14 protein-coding genes and 1 pseudogene are annotated in these 18,812 nt (G+C 68.2%); 4 read left to right on the plus strand and 11 right to left on the minus strand.

Annotated features, from left to right (window positions below; genetic code table 11):
• Positions 1-300 precede the first annotated feature (300 nt).
• The 4 genes from ACWCSV_RS33675 to ACWCSV_RS33690 all read right to left on the minus strand — a co-directional run bounded on the left by ACWCSV_RS33675 (position 301) and on the right by ACWCSV_RS33690 (position 4,958).
• A complete protein-coding gene (locus ACWCSV_RS33675) occupies positions 301-1,353 on the minus strand; it encodes a cytochrome P450 (protein ID WP_451148903.1) in 1,053 nt (350 codons plus the stop codon).
• 125 nt (positions 1,354-1,478) lie between these two features.
• The gene (locus ACWCSV_RS33680) at positions 1,479-1,559 is read right to left on the minus strand and encodes a tryptorubin family RiPP precursor (RefSeq protein WP_451148929.1); all 81 of its coding nucleotides are present in this window, start codon (positions 1,557-1,559) and stop codon (positions 1,479-1,481) included.
• A gap of 405 nt (positions 1,560-1,964) precedes the next feature.
• A complete protein-coding gene (locus ACWCSV_RS33685) occupies positions 1,965-2,921 on the minus strand; it encodes a PP2C family protein-serine/threonine phosphatase (protein WP_451148905.1) in 957 nt (318 codons plus the stop codon).
• Between the two features lie 678 nt (positions 2,922-3,599).
• On the minus strand, positions 3,600-4,958 hold the full coding sequence (locus tag ACWCSV_RS33690) for a cation:proton antiporter (protein WP_451148907.1): 1,359 nt from the start codon (positions 4,956-4,958) through the stop codon (positions 3,600-3,602).
• Positions 4,959-5,269: 311 nt separating this feature from the next.
• On the opposite strand from ACWCSV_RS33690, the gene ACWCSV_RS33695 reads away from it, so the two are divergent.
• On the plus strand, positions 5,270-6,496 hold the full coding sequence (locus ACWCSV_RS33695) for a carbohydrate-binding protein (protein WP_451148909.1): 1,227 nt from the start codon (positions 5,270-5,272) through the stop codon (positions 6,494-6,496).
• A 128-nt stretch (positions 6,497-6,624) separates the two neighbouring features.
• Here ACWCSV_RS33695 and ACWCSV_RS33700 read toward each other — a convergent pair whose 3' ends face one another.
• The 3 genes from ACWCSV_RS33700 to ACWCSV_RS33710 all read right to left on the minus strand — a co-directional run bounded on the left by ACWCSV_RS33700 (position 6,625) and on the right by ACWCSV_RS33710 (position 9,892).
• Positions 6,625-7,314 (minus strand): Sua5/YciO/YrdC/YwlC family protein, encoded by a 690-nt coding sequence (locus ACWCSV_RS33700; RefSeq protein WP_451148911.1) that lies wholly within the window; start codon positions 7,312-7,314, stop codon positions 6,625-6,627.
• Positions 7,311-8,546, minus strand: a complete 1,236-nt coding sequence (locus ACWCSV_RS33705; protein WP_451148913.1) for a 2-isopropylmalate synthase — start codon at positions 8,544-8,546, stop codon at positions 7,311-7,313. Before ACWCSV_RS33705 ends, ACWCSV_RS33700 begins: the two co-directional genes overlap by 4 nt.
• A gap of 605 nt (positions 8,547-9,151) precedes the next feature.
• Entirely contained in the window at positions 9,152-9,892 is a 741-nt protein-coding gene (locus ACWCSV_RS33710; RefSeq protein WP_451148915.1) for an MBL fold metallo-hydrolase, read from the minus strand.
• Positions 9,893-10,160: 268 nt separating this feature from the next.
• Here ACWCSV_RS33710 and ACWCSV_RS33715 point away from each other — a divergent pair, with 268 nt between their 5' ends.
• From ACWCSV_RS33715 to ACWCSV_RS33725, 3 genes and pseudogenes are all read left to right on the plus strand, one after another.
• Positions 10,161-10,565, plus strand: a complete 405-nt coding sequence (locus tag ACWCSV_RS33715; protein ID WP_451148917.1) for a MerR family transcriptional regulator — start codon at positions 10,161-10,163, stop codon at positions 10,563-10,565.
• A 166-nt stretch (positions 10,566-10,731) separates the two neighbouring features.
• Positions 10,732-11,265, plus strand: a complete 534-nt coding sequence (locus ACWCSV_RS33720) for a hypothetical protein (protein WP_451148919.1) — start codon at positions 10,732-10,734, stop codon at positions 11,263-11,265.
• Positions 11,266-12,021: 756 nt separating this feature from the next.
• Positions 12,022-13,134 (plus strand): annotated as a pseudogene (locus tag ACWCSV_RS33725) (transcriptional regulator); the annotation flags it as partial.
• A gap of 51 nt (positions 13,135-13,185) precedes the next feature.
• Here ACWCSV_RS33725 and cutA read toward each other — a convergent pair.
• The 4 genes from cutA to ACWCSV_RS33745 all read right to left on the minus strand — a co-directional run bounded on the left by cutA (position 13,186) and on the right by ACWCSV_RS33745 (position 18,548).
• Positions 13,186-13,512 carry a divalent-cation tolerance protein CutA gene (gene cutA, locus ACWCSV_RS33730; protein WP_451148921.1) on the minus strand — a complete coding sequence of 109 codons (327 nt, stop codon included), beginning with the start codon at positions 13,510-13,512 and terminating at the stop codon, positions 13,186-13,188.
• A gap of 595 nt (positions 13,513-14,107) precedes the next feature.
• Positions 14,108-14,515 carry a hypothetical protein gene (locus tag ACWCSV_RS33735; RefSeq protein WP_451148923.1) on the minus strand — a complete coding sequence of 136 codons (408 nt, stop codon included), beginning with the start codon at positions 14,513-14,515 and terminating at the stop codon, positions 14,108-14,110.
• Between the two features lie 182 nt (positions 14,516-14,697).
• Positions 14,698-16,602 (minus strand): UvrD-helicase domain-containing protein, encoded by a 1,905-nt coding sequence (locus ACWCSV_RS33740; protein ID WP_451148925.1) that lies wholly within the window; start codon positions 16,600-16,602, stop codon positions 14,698-14,700.
• Positions 16,599-18,548, minus strand: a complete 1,950-nt coding sequence (locus ACWCSV_RS33745) for an ATP-dependent nuclease (protein WP_451148927.1) — start codon at positions 18,546-18,548, stop codon at positions 16,599-16,601. The genes ACWCSV_RS33740 and ACWCSV_RS33745 overlap by 4 nt, the downstream gene beginning before the upstream one ends.
• Between the last annotated feature and the right edge of the window lie 264 nt (positions 18,549-18,812).

The following is an 18,812-nucleotide window of genomic DNA, read 5'->3' on the forward strand; positions in this document are numbered from 1 at the left end:
GACCTACCTCGCGCCCAACCTCCTCCAATGCGCCACCCCCCAAGGAGTCACCAGCATCTCCGGACCGATCAGCATCGTCATCACCGGCTGAGCACGCCGGAAGCCACCGCGGCGGCGTCCGGCCCACCTGGCTTGTCGCCGCCGCTTGTGGTTGCCCGACCGGGGGCCACGCGGAACCTCCGGGGCGACCGTGAAGGGGGCGCGTACCGAGTCGTGATCACTGGCCGGTCGGGGCGAGACGACTGACCCGGATCACCGAGGCGTGACCCGCACTCTGGCCACCACGAGGCTCGTGAAGGGTCAGACGCGGTACGGCCGTATCAGCCGCACATCCTCCACGCCCAACAGGCCGAGGAGAGGCACCTTGCCGGTCAGCTGGTCCGGATCGACCACGAGACCCGAGCCGCGGATGAGGTCGAGCAGGAGTTCGGCGAGGGGCATCACCATGTGCCGGCCCCAGCAGCGCTCGGACGAGTGACCGAACGGCAGGTAGCCGGGAGCGGTGTCGGGATCGAGATCGTTCCAGCGTTCCGGACGGAAGCTGTCCGGATCGTCCCACAGGGCAGGGTCGCGGTGGGACAGCAGGGGCAGCAGCAGGACGTCGTCGTGCTCGCCGATCCGGTCGTCGATGGCGGGGTATTCCGGCGAGGCGTTGCGCAGGAGGTTCCAGGACGGCGGCAGCAGCCGCAACGCCTCATGGATGAGGTTCCGGTTGGGCGTGCTGTCGTCGAAGGGCGACCCGAGCCAGAGCGCGTTGGCGACGAGGGTGGAGACGGTGAAGCAGACCGGGGCCGCCGCTCGTCGGTACATGCCCATCGCGTACCGGCGGTTCTGGTAGCCGGTGGCCTCCGCCGCCCGCGCGCCGAGCCCGGTGAGCCGGTCGCCCGGCCGGGGCCAGCCGGGCAGGGCGGCGCCGAGCGCGATGACCGACCAGGTGAGTTTGGGCGTCAGTTCGAGGTAGCGGCTCATGAGCAGGCGCAACCGGTACGGGTCCTGCCCCAGGATGAGGTCGCGCAGGAAGAGGTGCCCGGTCAGCGGCCAGGACCCGGAGAGGTCCACGTTCCGCGGCTCGTAGGCGGCCAGTGCCACGCGTACGTCGTTGCCGATCGTGCGGGTGACGGCGGAAGCCTCACCGCGCGCTATGGAACGACCGTGCAGGGGTTTGAAGGTCGGGCGTTCCGTCTCATTGGCCCGGCGAGCGGAAAGGATGCGGTCGGCGACCCCGACCCCGGCGACCCCGATCGTGTCCGGCTCCAGCCGGAAGACGTCCTGGCCCACGTGCTCGTCGAGAAGCGCGGCCAAGCGGGGGGCGAACACGGTGGTGCGCGGGCGCACTGTGGATGACGGCGACATCGTGGCTCCGCTGCGGGGGGAAGAAGATGCTGAAGGAACAGTGCGGCTGACCGTTGTCCGGCGCTCCGCGGGAGCGGGGTGCCGGACAACGTTGTCTCTCGGCAACATGGCGCCGAGCGTCCCGCTCAGTACCAGATGTACCAAGCGCTCGCCTTGAGGCTCTTGTTGGCCGCGACCTTGTTACGGATGGCGAAGAGGAGCTTCATCCCTGCACCTCCTCCCGGGGTGTCACGCAGCTCGTTCGGACCCGGCGAGTCGTCGGAACAGCACGCCGATCTGCTGGCGAACGCAGGCTACCCACCCCTGTCACATGGCATTCACGAGCATCCTCAGGAACTTTCCGCCTCTTCAACCACCCTGTCCACAAGGGCTCGTGGAGCGGAGTGGCCGCCTGTGAGCGCCAAGGCGCTTTGCCGTGGGGGCAGATGACGAAAGGACCGCCTCGGCAGCGGCTTGCCCTCTTCGGCGGAGTGCATGGGCTGGACCGGCGCCCACCCGGAGATCATCCGGCGGTCGGCATCAGTTCTGCTCGCAGCCGTGCCCTCCCCTCGCCGTTCGCCCGGCTCATCGTCCGAGGACCAACCAGGTGGCCCCCTCACCGAGGTGCGTGGTCACGGGCTGGGAAGGTCGTGCCGCGGGTTCGCCATCAAGCTGCCCCGGGCTTCGTCGTCGTCCGGCTGCGGGTCGAACTCGATGAGGAGCAGGGCGGAATCGTCGTCCGGTGGCGCTCCGGTGAAGGCCGCGACATCGGCCCGGATCCGGCTCAGGACTTCTCCTGGATCACCTTCGCCCAGCAGTGGTGCCACCCTCTCGCCCACTGGGTAGAAGTCGCCCTCTCCGTCTCGCGCCTCGCTGAGGCCATCGGTGTAGAAGAAGAGCCGGTCCCCGGCACGCAGGGTGAGCCGGTTGACGCTTTCTTGGTGGGCCCCGCCCATCAGTGCGCTCAGACCGAACGGAGGTACGGGATCGTCCGACTCCACGAACCTGGTACTGCCGTCACGGGTGTGCAGGAGGGGTGGGGGGTGGCCGTGGTTGAACGCGATGAGCTGCCCGGAGGGGCTGATCCGGGCGAGGATGCCGGTCACGAACCGCTGGCCGTCCGTTCGGCGTTCCAGGGCGGACTCGATGCGGCGTTCCACGTCCGCGAGATCTTCGAAGTCGGGGCCGGTTTCCCGGAAGGCGGCCAGCACCGCGGCGGCGCAGCGGACGGTGACCAGCCCCTTGCCCTGGACGTCGGCGATGATCAGGCGGACGCCGTCGGGGGATGCCACCGCGTCGTAGAGGTCCCCTCCGATGCGGGTGGCGCGGCTGGCGGAGATGTACGAGGCTCCGATGCGGACGGGCCCGATGACCGGCGGTACGGGCGTGAAGAGCACGTCCTCCAAGGTCTCGGCCACTTCCCGCACATCGACGAGACGTCGCTCGGTCTTCACGCGGGACCACGCCGCAAAGGCGGATGCCAGAGTGACGTAGGCGATCGCGGCGAGCGCGACGCGCATCCGCAGCTCGCCGAAGCGGTCGGCCTTCCATGCGAACAGCAGGCACAGGAGAACGGCCGGCGCCCCCATGACCACGACGTTCCGCACGGGCCCTCGTGCCGAAGCCACCGCAGGTCCGGCGGCATACACGGGCAGCAGGTTGTACTCAGGGCCAGTGGCCGCGTCCACAACCGCGATGCCCAGCAAGACCGCCAGTGGCAGGGCGCTCGGTGAACGGGTCATCCCGTTCACCCATCGACGCCATCGCATCACCGCACCTCCTGCGCCGATCGCATCGAGGCCCTTCGGCGTCCGTCCAGCCCACGATGACCAGATATATGTAAATGACAGCGAAGAATAGCGAACCCATCGAAATCTGACATGAGCAACACGAGGGCATGAGCCGAATGCGGGCTTTCACTGTCCCCGGACCGAGCCCTGGGCCGCCCCTGCACACTCCCGCCCGAGGCGCTCGACACCGCCGTCGACGGGCTCACCGAGGCCCGTGCCGCTCTGGAGGACAGCCACCGACCGGGGCCCACCGTGGCACTCGCGACGCCGTTGTGCGGCCCCCGCTCACCGCGCGGCCACGTCCCCGGTCCGGGCCGGGTCATCGGGTCGGTGGTGCCCACACCGGCGCCTCCCCGTCGCCGGCCCATACGATGACGCGCTCCCGCAGCCCTGACTACGGGCGAGCGCCCTTCTTCATGCCTGCGCTGCGGCGCCTCTCCGGATCACGAGCCACCGACGGAGTAACGCGCGCGGCGCTCAGACTCGTTCGCGAGGCGCTTCGTCGCTGTCGAGGCCGTCGGACCGGGCCTCGGGGGCGGTGCTCGGGACACCGGTGTCCTCGCCGCTTTCCTCGCCGCTTTCCTCGCCGTTCTTCCGGTCCAGGTGCGCGGTGATCGGAGTGGCCGCAGCGCCGTGGAGTACGACGGAGACGAGCACGGTGAAGACCACGACTGCCCACAACTCGTCCTCCCAGGCTCCGAAACCACCCCGGCCGCAGGCGTAGGCGAGATAGAAGAACGAGCCTATGCCGCGGATGCCGAGGAACGAGGTGACCAGCCGTTCCTTCCGCGAGCCGGGGCCCCGCAGCAGGGCGGCCCAGGAGGTCAGCGGCCGTATCAGCAGGTGCAGCAGCAAACCCGTCACCGCACCCTGCCAGGTGAGATGGGCCAGGGCGCCCGTCGCGATGAAGGCGCCCGTCGCGAAGAGGAGCACCGCCATCAGCAGCCGCTCCATCTGCTCGATGAACTCGTGTAGCACCCGATGGTACTCATGGCCCCGCTCCCGGCTGCGCAGCGTGCAGGCCGCCGCGAAGACAGCCAGGAACCCGTAGCCGTGCAGTGATTCGGCGATGCCGTAGGAGGTGAGGGTCACCGCCAGCGCGACGAAGCCCTCGCCGTGCTCCGCGAGCCTCAGCGGTCTGGCAGCGGCGTGGAAGAGGACACGGCCCAGCAGCAGGCCTATTCCCACTCCCACCGCCACCCCGACCACGAGCCTGAGAAGTACGTCGCTCCACGCCCAGTGCACGATCCAGCCGGTCGACAGACCGCCACCGGCCGCGGCGAGCGCGAGGGCGCCCAGAACGAACGGGAAGGCCAGCCCGTCGTTGAGGCCGGCCTCGCTCGTCAGCGCGAAGCGCACCTCGTCCTCGTCGTACTCGTGGTCCGACGGCTCCCCCACACGCACCTCGGAGGCGAGCACCGGGTCCGTGGGCGCCAGCACGGCGGCGAGCAGGAGCGCGACGTACGGCGGCCAGTCCAGCAGCCACCAGGCCACCAACGCGGTGACAGCGATGGCGAGCGGCATCGCCACACCGAGCAGACGCCAGGTGGTGCGCCAGGAGCGCCGCCCGAGCGGCCGGTCGATGGCGAGACCCGCACCCATCAGGGAGGCGATGACGCAGAGTTCGGTGAGGTGCTCTGCCCACGCCCGATGCTCCGTCGGGTCCACCCGCGGCAGCGGGAGGGGCAGCGGCAGCGCGTACACGAGGAGCCCGGACGCGAGGAACACCATGGGTGGTGAGACCGGCCGCCGCGACAGCAGTCGGGGGAGCACTGCCGCGAGGAGCGCCCCCAGACCCAGACACCCGTACACCGCACCGGTGGTAGTGATGGCCACGTTCCGGCCGCTCCGTCCTGTAGATCGGGCTGGTCACCGCCGTCTACCCCGGCGTGGAGCGTGTAGCGGCCGTCAGGCCGACACGGCCCGGAGGCAGACGGCGGGCCGACGAGCGTGGTGTTCGCGGTGCAAAGCCTTGCCCCCACACCCGCCTTGGTTCCGCGGGCCCCGCAGCCGGGCCCGGACCAGCCACCACCCACGCCTGTCCCGGCTGCGCGTTTTCCAAGAGAGGGCAATGGTCTAGGCCAAAGCATTGACGTGCATGCGTCATCAATCGATTCTGGCCACACCTATCCCGACAGGAGTCCCCCATGAAGCGTCTTCGCGCTCTGCTCTGCGGTGTCGCAACCGCGGCACTGACCACCGCCGGACTCGCGGCGTTCACCGCCCAGCAGGCTTCGGGCGCGTCCGCCACCACACTCAGTGACCGGTGGTACGCCGCCGCGCCGTATCTGATGCCGCACGACAACAACCCGCCGGACGCGGCCGCCATCATGGACGCCACCGGACTCAAGGCGTTCCAGCTGGCGTTCGTCCTCGCACCCAACGGGGGCGGCTGCAGCCCGACATGGGACGGGACGTCACCGGTCTCGTCCGACACGGCGGTGGGTTCGGTCATCAGCGCGATTCGCGCCAAGGGCGGCGACGTATCGGTCTCCATCGGCGGGTACGGGGGAACCAAGCTCGGCCAGGCCTGTTCCGACTCGGCGTCCACCGCGGCCGCGTACCAGCAGGTCATCACCAAGTACCAGCTGAAGGCGATCGACTTCGACCTGGAGGAGCCGGAGTACGAGAACGCGGCCGCCATCTCCCATGAAATCGGCGCGGCCAAGATCCTCCAGAAGAACAACCCAGGGCTCTACGTCTCGGTCACCACCGCGGGAACCGCCGACGGAACCGGCTGGTTCGGCAAGCAGATGCTCAACGAGGCCAAGGCGCAGGGCTTCACGCCGAACAACTTCTCGATCATGCCCTTCGACGGCGGGTTCAACGGCGCGGCCGCGCAGACGAGCGCCCTGACGAACTTCAACTCCATCCTGCAGTCAACCTTCGGCTGGGACGCGGCAACCGCGTACGCGCACCAGGGGTTCTCCGGGATGAACGGCCGCAGCGACACCGGTGAGTACTTCAGTCAGGCGGATTTCCAGACGGTTCTGGACTACGCCACCAGCCACCACATGGATCGCTTCACGTTCTGGTCCCTCAACCGCGACCGCCAGTGCACCCCGCCCGACAACAACGGTAAGACATCCGGCACATGCAGCAGCGTGGCCCAGTCGGACTGGGACTTCGCCAAGTACTCGGTGAAGTTCGCCGGAGTCACCCCGCCGACGACCACTCCGACGACCGCGCCTCCGACCACTCCCCCGCCGGCCGGCAACTGCTCCGCGGCAACGTGGAGCAGCGGCGCCGTCTACACCGCGGGCAACACGGTCTCGTACGCAGGCCACACCTGGAAGGCCAAGTGGTGGACGCAGAACGAGACGCCCGGCACCACGGGCGAGTGGGGTGCCTGGCAGGACCTCGGCGCCTGCTGACAGAGAGCCGCAGAGCGAGGTACGGGCCCCACACCGCCGACATGCCGTCAGGGCCGCGCCCAACAGGCGGCCCTGACGGCCAGGCGGAGTACCGACTCCGTTTTCACGCGCACGGGTGCCACGGCGGCTTACCGTGTGGCTGTGTACCGGGCACGCAGGTGGCGCAGGTAGGCGTCCACGCTGCCGTGCTGGTGGTCCTGGGCTCCGTGCCGGTGCAGTTCGAGCCGGCCGTCGGGGTGCAGGCGCACCGTCGTCGTCGCCTGCCGCTCTGACCCGCTCAGTCCGGCGTCCGGTTGCGGCAGGTCCAGGACGGGGACGGTCGCGGGGAACATGGCGAGCGCTTCCTCGGTGGTGGCGGCGGGCGGGTGCCCGGTGCGGTTGGCGCTGGAGACGTACAGCATCGGGTATTCGTCCAGCAGGGGCCGCAGAGGCTGCCAGCGGGCTCCGAACAGCAGGACCCAGCCGTCCTTCCGGGCCGGGGCCAACCAGGCCGGACCTTCCGCGCCGGGCGTGAGCGGCAGAAGGACGGTGAGGTGTTCATCGCCGAGCAGCCGGTGTGCCAGCATCCTGTCCGGCGGTGTGAGGTCCCACAGCCGGTCGAGCGTGTCCAGGGTGCCGGGGTGATGGGCCCACAGGGCGACCGGCTGGTCGGCGTTCCGGCCCTTGGCCTGGTTGACGGCGCGGGGGCGGGTGGCGGAGACGACATGGGTCAGTGGTGCCGGGTTGGGCAGGACGACCGCCCCGCCCGCGGCGAAGGCATCGCGCACGATGGTGAAGTCGGCCGGGGGCCGGGATGCGGGTTCCGCGGTGCGGGTCACGGCCTGCTCCCGGCGGTGGTGTGGGTGAGGCCCTGGAGGTAGGCGTCGAACGCGGCATCGTCGATGACGGGCCGTCCGGTGGCGAAGGCCCGTCGCTTGGCCCAGGCCATCGCCGCACGTGCCTGGTCCTCATCGAGGGCGTGGCCGAGGCGGGCGGCGACCGCGGTGGCGACGCGGGCGCTGGCCAGCTGGGTCAGCACCGTGCGCGGCTCGATGCCCAGGACCTGATGGGGGTCGTAGGGCTGGAACAGCTCAGGGTGGACGAAGGGCGTGCCGGTGGAAAGGGTGCCCACCCCGGTCCCGACGATCGGGGTGGTCACCGACAGTGGCACCCCGGTCTCCTCCGCGACCATCTCCGCGATGCCCGGCAGCCGGGTCAGGTCCGGTTCGGTCCACCACGGTACGGCGTCGGTGCCGAGGAGTTCGGGCGCGTGCCGGGCGAGGAGGAACAGCAACTGCTCGGTCGCGACGAGGCCGGCGCGCTCCGCGATGCCCAGCCAGGAGGAGGAGATCACCCGCACCCCGCAGGCCAGGGCCCGCAGACTGTTGGCCAGGCCGAGTCCGAGGTCGTTGTGCAGATGGGAGGCGAGTACGGTGTCCCCGCCCGCTGCGGTCCCGACCGCGGTGAACATCTGCCGGCAGGCGTCGGGCAACTGAGCGCCGACGGTGTCCGCCAAGACGACGAGTCCGGCACCGGCGGCGGTCAGCTCCCCGGCGAAGGCGCCCATCAGCGCGTGGTCGGCGCGGGAAGCATCGGCCAGGCACACATCGACTGCCACCTCCTGGTCCAGGTCGCGGGCCCGCTTGACCAGATCGACCCCGGCCCGGAGGGCTTCGGCGGCCGGGCGGTGGACCATCACCCGCGCCATGGCCTCCGAGGCCGGTACCACCACCATCACCCGCGCGTGACGGCTGCCGCGCACCGACGCGACCGCTTGCTCCACATCCCGCACCGCCCCCCGGCACACCGCCGCCACACTCACCGCGCCTTCCGCCTCCACCGCGACCTGGCGCACGGCCTCGAACTCCTCCGCGCACACCGCGGGAAAACCGGCTGCGAACACGACGTGCCGCGCCCCGTCCCGGCCGAAGACCCCTCCGGTCGCACACGCCAGCCGGACCCTGGCCCGCGCCGACATCAGCGTCTTTGCCTGCGCGCCGTCCCGGGCCGACTCCTCCCACAGCACCACTCGCCCCGCCGTCGCGGACTCACGCACCACATCCACCAGCACCGAAACCCTCCCACCCGTACCTGACGATCACCGCCCCATGGCGGAGAGGAAGCCGGGCGGCCGCCTTCCCCGACCATCACCGCGAACCGCAACCGCGCACAAGCGGTCCGGGCAATACCACCCCATCGAAGGGACATCTCTTCCGCCGAAGCGCTCCGCAGTGCTATGGAGACGAAACGACGGTGCGGTACAGGGTCCGCGGGCCCGTCGGGGCGATCGCCGCAACGCCGGGACCACCAGTACCGCCGCACCGGACCATCCAGCGTGTGGCGAGCGGGTACCCCCGCGCGCGGGGTGCCGGTGCCGGGCGTGGTCGGGCTGCCCCCGAGAAGCGGTTCACCTCCGCGCGAACGGAGGTGCCGGCGTACTTCCTCCAATCTGACCAGCGTCACCCGATCAGTGGCCACGTTGAAAACACTTGTTGATCAAGTCGGCGGAAGCGAAAGAATGCAGAGGATGACTCGCGCGTCGTCCGGAAAGGAGCCGGCGGGAGTCCGGAGGAACGAAGCCGCTGTTCCTCGCCCGCAGGGCAGGAGTACCGGAATCGGATCGGCCCTTGTGCACCGGACGACAGCCGGTGTTCCCGCGGGAGTTCCTCTGAGTGATCAAGTCGGCAACTGCTGGGCCGCGCGATGGTCGTGCGTCGGGATGATCGTGACTCGGCCCTTGGCGGCGTGCAGACGGTGCAGCGTCCGGAAGGTCTCGTGCCGATCTTCGTCGGCGAGCCCGCCGGGGTAGCCGGCCTTCTGCCGGATGAGGTCGATCTGGTCGGTGTGCCACGCAGCGTCACCGGCGAGCAGCACCCAGCCCGTTGCCGTGTGCGCCAGAACTCCGATGCTGCCAGGGGTGTGTCCCGCGAGGTCGACGAGCACGACGGAACCGTCGCCGAAGAGGTCGTGGCTGGCGGCGAACGTGAGAATCGGCGGGCCGTCCAGTTCGTACTGAACAATGCCCCGGCCGCGCAGGGCCTCGCGGACACCACCAACGGGCGCGACCGAGCCTCGCACGACCCAGTCGTGTTCGCGGCGGTGCAGATGTACCGGCAGTTCGGGAAGATCGAGGAGTCCGCACACGTGGTCCCAATGCGTGTGCGTCGGCAGCGCGAAATCCAGGCCGGGCCCCGGCCGCTCACGCAGCGCGGTGACGGTGGCGACGGTGTCGGCCGGGGGACGCACCGCGAACCGCAGGAACGCGGGCAGTTCCGCAACGGCGCGGCTGTCGACATCCAGGCAGACACCCGGATCCACGATGAACGTCGCTTCCGGGTGGGTGATCACGAACGACAGCAGCGAATTCGCGATGCGCCGCGGCTGTCGCAGCCCTTCCACGATCAGTGCGGTGGGCACAGACCGTGGCACCTGTCGAAGTGCGGACACAACGACCGACACCGCCGTGTCCGGTAACCCCGCGTCGGTCAAGCCGAGCAGAAACCGCTGGTCGGGGCGTCGGGGACGAACAAGTCCCGTGGCCAGGCTCGCGACCGCGCCACAGCATGCGGCCAGCGTCGGTGATCTCACAGCGTCGGACACAGCAGCTTCGTCCCTCTCACTATCGGGTGGTGGGTTCGATGACGGGACGGTATAACTTCAGGCCGACCTGAAGTAAAGGAGTGTGATGTCCGCAGTGGAGTTGAAGATCGGCGGTGCGGCTGCCCTGCTCGGGGTGGCCACCCATGTCCTGCGACACTGGGAGGACATCGGACTGCTCACACCGCGGCGGCTGCCCTCCGGGCATCGCGTCTACGACGACCGGACAGTCGGCCGGGCCCGCCTCATCCAGATCGGCCAGCGGGCAGGGCTTTCACTCGCCGAAATCGGTGTACTTGTCGCGGGTGAACGGGCCGACCGCATCGGTCTGATCAACGCGAAGCGCGCCCGGATCGCCGAACACATCACGCACCTCGAACTGGCTGACCGGTACTTGGCTCACCTGGTGCACTGCGTGCACCCGGTCGTCTCCGACTGTCCGGAATGCTCCGCCCTGGTGGATCGGCGGGCGCGGTCAGCGATCACCCAGTGAGCGTTTGCAGCCTTGCCTCTCCAGTGTGAGGACTGCTTTGGTGATTGACGTCATGCGGTCCGGGCTGCATCGCGATCTTCCCCGGTGGCATAAGAATGACTGCGCGGGCGGATCGGGGCGTTCTTTTCGATGCAACAGTCAAGAATGTTCAGGATCGGCAAACGACATGCTGAATGTAGATGGCTTGGTTCGCGCACTTCCCGGCCTTTCGGAGCACGTGGTCCCCTCTGGTCGGGCGGTTAACTTCGAGAAAATCGATCACCTTCTCGGTACGAGTCTTCCTGAAGACTTCAAGGAGTTGGCTCGATCTTTTCCCGCCCTTGAAATCGGAGAATTTCTCCGATTGTGGGTGCCAGCTCCAGGAGACGAGGATGCATACCTTGGTGCGGTGAACTACTATTTGGAAACGCTAAAAGATCTTGCCGACAGCGGGGAGGCTGAAGGTTGGTCGCCCTATCCGGCGGCGAATGGGCTAATCCCATGGGGCTCTTCGCTTGATGGGGATATTTTTTACTGGTGCACAAAAGGTGCCTGTTCCGAAGATTGGACAGTGGTTGCAAACGGATCGAATGGCTCTTGGTGGGAGGTGGGATTGTCACTCATTTCTTCCATTGTGGGTCTGATTGATGGAACCTGCGACTCCGGAGAACTTCCGGATGGTGCCGTATCCAGGGAATCCGCTGTCATTTCGCTCGAGTGAACGACTTGCGGGTTTCCGGGGGATGTCTCACGTATGTGAAAATAAAATCGTAGGGCCCCCGAGACGGTTGAACAGGTGACGTCGGCGTGTGCGGGGCCGAGCAGCCGGTGTTGAGGCAGCCCACGAGATAGCGTCCCAGGCGGCGTGCGCCCGTCGCCCGGTCTCCCCACATCCGCACGTCCACTCACATCGCCACCGGGTTCGGGACACCTGGCGGTGGCGCCCACGTTTCTCCGCTTCCCACACGTGGACGCCTCCGTAATCCGGCTTCAACGGCGGCTGCTACCCCCGGTACGTCTCCAGCAGCCGCCGTTAAAGCTAGACATTACGAGGGTGGGCGCGCTGCATCAACGGGATCAGGCCAGGCAGCCCGCCTGGGCATGGCTGGGGTGTCCACGCGTGGATAGCGCCCGTGTCAGGACGGCATGGGGATGCCCTCCCGCGCGCAGGGCTCCGGCCTGCCAGGTGATCCAGAGTGCTCAAATTATGAACCTCATACGAAAGGCGGCATTGGGCAGGGATCGAGCCTCGTCGGTGTCGCCCTCCGTGGTGACGGTGGCGACGAGGGTGCCGTCGGCATCGACGGCCTGCCCGGCAAGTTCGGCAGCGCGGGCTGCGGGGCCCAGCTCTTGAGGCGGGCGTTCTCACGGTCGGTGGCCTTGAGGCGGTCGAGCAGGCCGGAGATCCTCGGGCAGTTTGGCACGGGGCGCGTTCAACTGGTCGGCGATAAGGTTCACCAGGTCGCGTTCGCGCGCCAGGTATCCGAAGGGTGCCAACGTTCCCACAGACCACACCCTGGGGAGCATCGCTCTGGCCTGCGGTGTCCCACTGGAACCGCTGCTACGCGAGGCGAAAGCCGCCCGGGCGCGACGCCGAGAGAAGAGCAGGGCCGAAGCGGAGGACTTGGAAGACGTGAAGCGCCGAACCTTGTTGGGGGGCGCCGTCGTGGGTGCGGCTGCTGAGCCGTGGGGCCGTCTCGCCTATGCACTCAGCAAGAATTCCAAAATCGACCCTGAGTCGGCCGACGTACTCATTGATCACGCTGCCCGGTTGCACCTGGACGAGCTAAGCGAGAGCGCAACCAGTCTGCAGGCCCGCGTCGAAGCACATCTGGACGCGATTACCGCAGCGCTTCCCCGCGCCGGTACCCACGAGCGCGCCCTGACCATCGCGGCGGGAGAAACCGCGGCTCTTGCCGGGTGGGTTGCCTGGGATCTCGGCGAACACGACAAGGCCGCCTCCTACTACGGAGTGACCTCGGAGTGCGCGAAGAAGGCTGGCCACCCCCCTCTGCGTGCCCTGGCGCTGGGCTACTCGAGTTACGGCGCGCCCAGCCCCTCGAAGGCGTTGGAAATGCTGTCGCAGGCAGCTCAAGACCTACGCGGACGCGGCAACGCGACCGCGGCAGCATGGGCCCTGGGTCGGTACGCAGAAGAGGCTGCTCAGTCGGGCGATACCGCTGGCGCCCTACGCGCGCTGGACCAAGCCAAGTTCGCCTATGACTTCGGCGACCACATGAGCGAACAGGCGTGGGTCCGCTTCGTGACGCCGTACCGGATGGACTCCCTGGCTCTCTCGGTCTTCGGCGAACTCAAGCGTCAGGAGCTGACGGCCACAGCCGACTCCGCAGTCGAGCGCCTCGGCGGCGAACTGGCCGAATCCGGAGTGGTCGTCCTCGGGGATCTGGCATCGGCCCTGCTGCGAGGCGGCGACGTAGACCGCGGAGCGTACGTCGCCCACCAGTTCGCAGCGGCGGCGGAGTCGAAGCCGAACACCATGGGCCGTCAGCGGGCACAGACCATCGCCGCTGTCCTTCCGGGCACGGAGCACGACCTGGCCCACCACCTGCTGACGTTCGCGACGTCGTGACACGCGCCAGGACGCAGGTTCGACGAGAGCAGGGCGCTGGATCGCGGACCCTCACGATGAGTGCGTCTCATCGACGACCCAGGACAGGTACGCCTCCGAGCCTCCCGTCACAGGCAGCGTGACCCACTGAGGAACGTCGTACGGGTGCCTCTCGTGCAACCACGCCTCCAGTGCAGGGAGGCGATCCGACGACGTCATGTAGGAGATCCGCCACTCTTGAGCCGCCTCGACCTTCCCCTGCCACCAGTAGAAGGCCGTGAGGGGCGCATCGATGTGGACGCCCGCTGCCAACTTGCTCTCAACAGCGCCTCTGGCGAGGGACTTCGCCTGCTCCTCGTCGTCACTGGTCGTTTGCGCGATCACGATCTCGTGGTTCATGCGGTCACCTCTCCCGCTCGGGTATTGCGACCCTACCCAGAAACCCAACGCAGCTCGGAGCTGGGCAGACGGTAGCGGCTCCGTTGACGAACCCGATGGTCGCCCGGCCGTCGTCCCCCGCCGGTGCCGGAGCCGGCCGGGGAACACCCCGCGACCAAAGCGGCCGGCGCGGCCGCTGCGGCGAGCCGTCCGGGGACACTGCGCGGCGAAGAAGTGATGGTCCGCCTCGGCGAAGCCCACCAGCTCCTCGCAGCTCCGCCCTCAACCTCGGCGACCCCCGACAAGCACTCCGGCACTTCGAGGACGCCTCCAGCGCCCACGATAGAGGGGGTGGCGTACAACGGCGATGCCTTTCCGCGCGGCCACGCCATCCACCTCGCACGCCTTGCAGAGGCCCACCTCGGCGACGTCGACGCCGCCGTGAACATCGCCAATCTCGGCGGAGGTAGTCCAGGGTGCTGCTGCCGCGGGCGGAGGTGACGCCGCCCATGCGCGCCACGGCGATGTAAGTCGGACACCACCGAGGTATCCTCACCGTCGCTTCCTCGACTACACGGGCACCACGTGAACATAAAGTCGTCTCCTACTCTCAGAGTCAGCATCCTGGGTCGATCGGCGGAGACGACGTCAGGGCGAGGGCGGCGTTCCGCAGCTGGGCCGCCCACGTCTGCTGGTCAAGCCCCAACGTGTACTCGAGGCAGCAATCGCACTGTGGGATCAGCGCCACGAAGGCTTGCTCCGCCGTGGTCTCGGCCTCCGTCTCCCACCAGTCGTCCGTCGCCAACTCGGCGGGAGTCATCTCTCCAGCGACGAGTCTCGCCGTCATTCGCCGCAAAGCGTGGCGCCGTGCCAAACCCCGATCCGGCAGCCCGATCCCAGCCTCAGCAAGCGCTTGCTCGAACGCTTCGCGAATGTCGCGGGCATCCGCGTTGCGAGGCCAACCGGCAAGCTCGCACAACGTCGGGGTGTCCAGTCCGGCTGCGAGCGCCTCAGCAGCGATCATCGGTAGCTCCTCCGGGCGTACCTCATCTGCCTGATATCGACACGCCACCTCACCCAGGGACGTGAGCCCACTCTGGACAGAGGTTTCCGGTTCCGGTGTCATATAGGGGCACCCTCCCGAACCGGACATGGAACGGCAGAGGGGATTTCCGCGCACCGGGAGGGACGGCGGGGCATCTGCGGTCAGTGCTCGGTGAGGTCCCGGATGTCCCAGCCAGCGCCGGTCATCGCATCCGCGTACTTTTTGCTGCGGTCGCGGTGGGCGGCGAGCACCAGAAGGTGGGTGGGGCGTGTCGCCCCGACGAAGACGAGCTGCACGGCGGCCTGGACACTCTTCAGTTCCCGCAGCGGGTCGCTCCCTTCGGCAATTATGCGCAGCGCCTCAGTCACGTCGAACTTCCTGCCGGTCTTCCCCAAGCACTCCAGGATCAGTGTTGCCGCGTGGGTCTCGCCCTTCGCGCTCTGGATGGTCCCGGGCACGGCCCGCGCCGCCGGTACTGCGGCGACGGCCGCGAGAGCGGGTCCGAGAGCCGCGCCTGCCGCAGCAGCGGTGGTGAATTCCATTTCGGAATGGCGCAGTTGGCAGCCATTGAGGAGCTTCAGCTGGACGGCCAACTGCTCGGTGGCCTCTCCCCAGCTCGCTGCGTCGAACTCGTGAGCGTTGAGCAGGAGTTCACGCAACAGGATACGAACGCTGCCTCCGGTCATCGCCATTGACCTCTCCAGGCTGCCGAGGGCCGGAAGCCCGTCGCCGGTCGGTGACGAGACGGACGCGCGCACGGCGTTCCACAACTCGGTGGCCGCTTCGTGGCTGTCCGGGCCTGACCTCCACCGGGCGCTTGCCGCGCGGGCCGCGTCTATCAGAGTGCGGTGGGCCGTCGGGCGGCTAGTCGGGGTGTATCCGGGCAGATAGCAGGAGATCGACTGTGGGTAGACAGGTGAGGTTTTCGGGTTCTGTCGCGCACCCAGTACACGCGGTGGACGCCGCACCAGGACGTCCTCGGGGACGGTCACAGCGGCCATGCGCTCGAAGGTCGGTACGACGTCGGCCACCGTGGTCTCGTCGAACAGCAGAACCGCCACCTGGCCGTCGGGGCCGGCTCCGCGGACCTGCTGGGGTCGCCGGACGGCCAGGCGGCTGGCCACGGCCGCGATCTGCGGTCCGAAGCGGCGGCTGACCTGCAGCTCCGGGGCCCCCGGCAGCGGGAACAGCGAGGCGGGCCCGCCTGCGGAGGCCGCGTCGCTGTAGATGCCCTGGTTGGTGTCGCCCACCCGCTGCACGACGGTGGATGAGGAAGCGAACACGAGGTCCAGCAGTTCGTGCTGGGTGGCGCTGGTGTCCTGCGTTTCGTCGAGGAGAACGAACGGGAAGCGCGTGGTGACCGCAGCGGCGATACCCGGGTGCCGGGCGAGATACTCCTGGGCGATGGCGTACATGTCCTGGAAGCGGAAGATGCCCCGGCGTGCCAGAGTCCGTTTGAGGTGGTCCAGTTGCTTTCCGCTGGAAGACTGGTGGCCGAAGGGCAGATCCCTGGCCGATCCGGTGACCGCGAGTTCGCCGTCCCGGTGGGTGAACGTCGCCCCGGTGACGATGGAGGTGCCCTCGTGCTGGCGCCCCACATAGCTGCGCAGGGTGGAGTATTCGGGGCGCTGCAAGAGCCGGAGCGCTGCGGTCTCGAAGGCCGCGTCGTCGACGGACCGGACCTCCACTTTCCTGTCCCGCACGGCCGGCAGCCCGAGGAAGGTGTGCACGAAGGACTGGATGGTGCCGATGAAGTGTGGATAGCGCAGAAGGCTGCGTCCTGCGGCGAGAATGCCCACTCGGTCGGCGATCTCGTTCTTGGCCGTGTTGGTGTGCGACAGCACGCACACCCCGCGCGTCTGGGACGTCCACGCGTCGGCCATCAACGCGAGCTTGAGCCCGATCAAGGTCGTCTTGCCCGACCCCGGGGCGGCCTGCAGGTCTTGGGTGCTCTCGCTCTGCAGGAAGTCCCACTGCTCGGCATCGAGCGGGTCCAGCCCCAGGAGCTTCACCATGGCCTCCACCTTGTCGGTGGCGAAGGCATCGGACAAGTAGGTGCGGGTCACGGGGCCACCCCGTCACACAGGTACGTGAAAGCATCGAGCAGGTAGGGCGGGACGTCGCTGTGAGTCAGCGGCGTCGAGGAGAGCAGCTGGGCGGCGAACTGTGCGGTGATCGGCTTGCTGACGTTGTCCAGCTTGAGCGGCCGGTAGATCTTCAGGGCGGCCTCTTCCAGGGAAAGGCCCTGCCCTATCCACGTGTCGACCACCCGGTCGGCCCGTGCGATGGCCTTCTCCGTCTTGTCGGCGTCCGGCCAGGACCGTGCAGCGGCGGATGCCAACTTGACCGCGCGGTACATCAGCCTGGCCATGGTCCAGGACGTGACCGCGAGGTCGTACTCCAGCGTCCACCAGTCGGACACGAACGTCTTCACCGGCCCGTCATCGCCGGTGGTGAGGTTCGTGACGTATGCGTGGACCTGTTTGTCCGTCATATCGGTCCAGCGCACGAGCTTGCCTCTCATGTCTTCGGGAGTGTCGGCGGGTACTAGATCGCGGTCGCGGATACAGGCCACGCGAACCGGGATCTGCTCACCGTCGCGCTGGAAGACCCGGCTGTAGCGGAACAGGCCGACGTGGCCGACGTTGACCACGCTGATTCCGTGTTCGTTGAAGGGCATGCCCAGGGCGTCGGCGAGCGCGGGCAGGAAGATCGCCTCGGCGTCTCCTTCAACCATCGCCAGCCCTCGGGCGAAGAACATGTTCGCCTTGGTGACGTCCAGGAACCGGGTTAGGAACGCGTAGTCTCCCTCGGTCAGGCGTGTCATACCGCGCCGCAGCGGGAAGGTGCGGCCCCGGGCGACGAGGGTCAGGCACTCGACCGGCGTCGAGGAGGCGAGGTTGGGGCTGTGGGTGGTGAGGATGACCTGCACAGGCGCCCTGTCACCTTCCTGCGGCTTCTGCGCCTTGTCCCGCAGCAGGTCCATGATCCGGGTCTGCAGCTGGGGGTGGAGGTGCGCCTCGGGCTCCTCGATCAGCAGCAGGGGAGCCAATTCGTTCTTGCCCAGCAGGAGCAGCTCTGCAGCCATGAACAGGGCGTTGTTGTAACCGAGTCCGCGTCGCGTCCACTCGTCGGATGCTGTGAAGAGGTTCAGTTCCAGCCGCTCCAGCGCGCGGACCAGCGTCGCATCCGTGGCAACGCTGATCTTGGCGCGCAGGACGTCGTCGCCGATCGCGAACCGCTGCAGGTACGCCGAGTTGATGTCCTCGCTCACCTCCGCGACAGCCTTGTTGTCGCGGATATCGCACTCAGCACGCCGCAGGATTCCCCTCAGGGTCGAAGGGGGTTCATCACCGGTGGGGTCGAAGTCGTCGATGTCCTGGTCTTTCATTGCCGGGTAGCCGGCGAGGATCTGGGACAGCCGTGACCCGCGGCCCGAGCGCAGTTCCGCCTCTGCATCGCGAAGGGGGCGCAGGTAGGTGGCGCGCAGGAGTTCGCGGGCGGCGCCGTCCAGGGCGGGGCCGTTGCCGTCCGGCCCGGTCCGGGTGGTGACCGAGACCCGGTTGCGCAGCGGATCCATCCGCTGAGCCTTGAACGTGACCCACAACCAGGCGGCGCCGTCGCGGTCGTGGGTGAGCAGTTCCAGGAAGACCGCCTGCTCCTCGGTCGACAGATCGGTGAAGGCGCACCCGATGGTGAAGGTCTCCGCCCTCCCGTCCTTCCCGAGGTGGAAGTCGTCCTGGGAGACCCGGTAGTAATCCGATGCTGCGGACTGCAGGCACAGCCGGATCGCGTCGACAATCGCCGTCTTCCCGCTGTCGTTCTCCCCCACGAGCACATTAGTCCCGGCCGTGAACGACAGGCTCAGCGCATCATTCCGCTCGCCCTCGCCCTGCGCCGCGGGTCCGAAGACCCGGAAGTTCTCGACCCGCAGATGCGCCAAGTACACACAGTCCCCCGCCAGCAGAGGCCGCGACACCCTCTTCTCCGGAAAGGAGCCCCCGGGCGGCACGGCCCTTGATCGATAATTTCGGAATCCTACGCTCTTCGTGGTCCCCGCCCGGAAAGAATTCGGCAGACCGGTGGGCACCAACACCGCGAGGTCAACTCCCCCAGTTGCAGATCGCGGAGTTCTCGCCGGGGAAAGCCCACCGTGCGGGCGCTGTCTGCCGTGCTGGGGGGGCTGCCACGGTGTCGAGGTGCTCGCGGGTGTGCCGGGACAGGTCGGTGCCCTTGGGGAAGTACTGCCGCAGCAGACCGTTCGTGTTCTCGTTGC

Source organism: Streptomyces sp. NPDC001770, assembly GCF_053596135.1.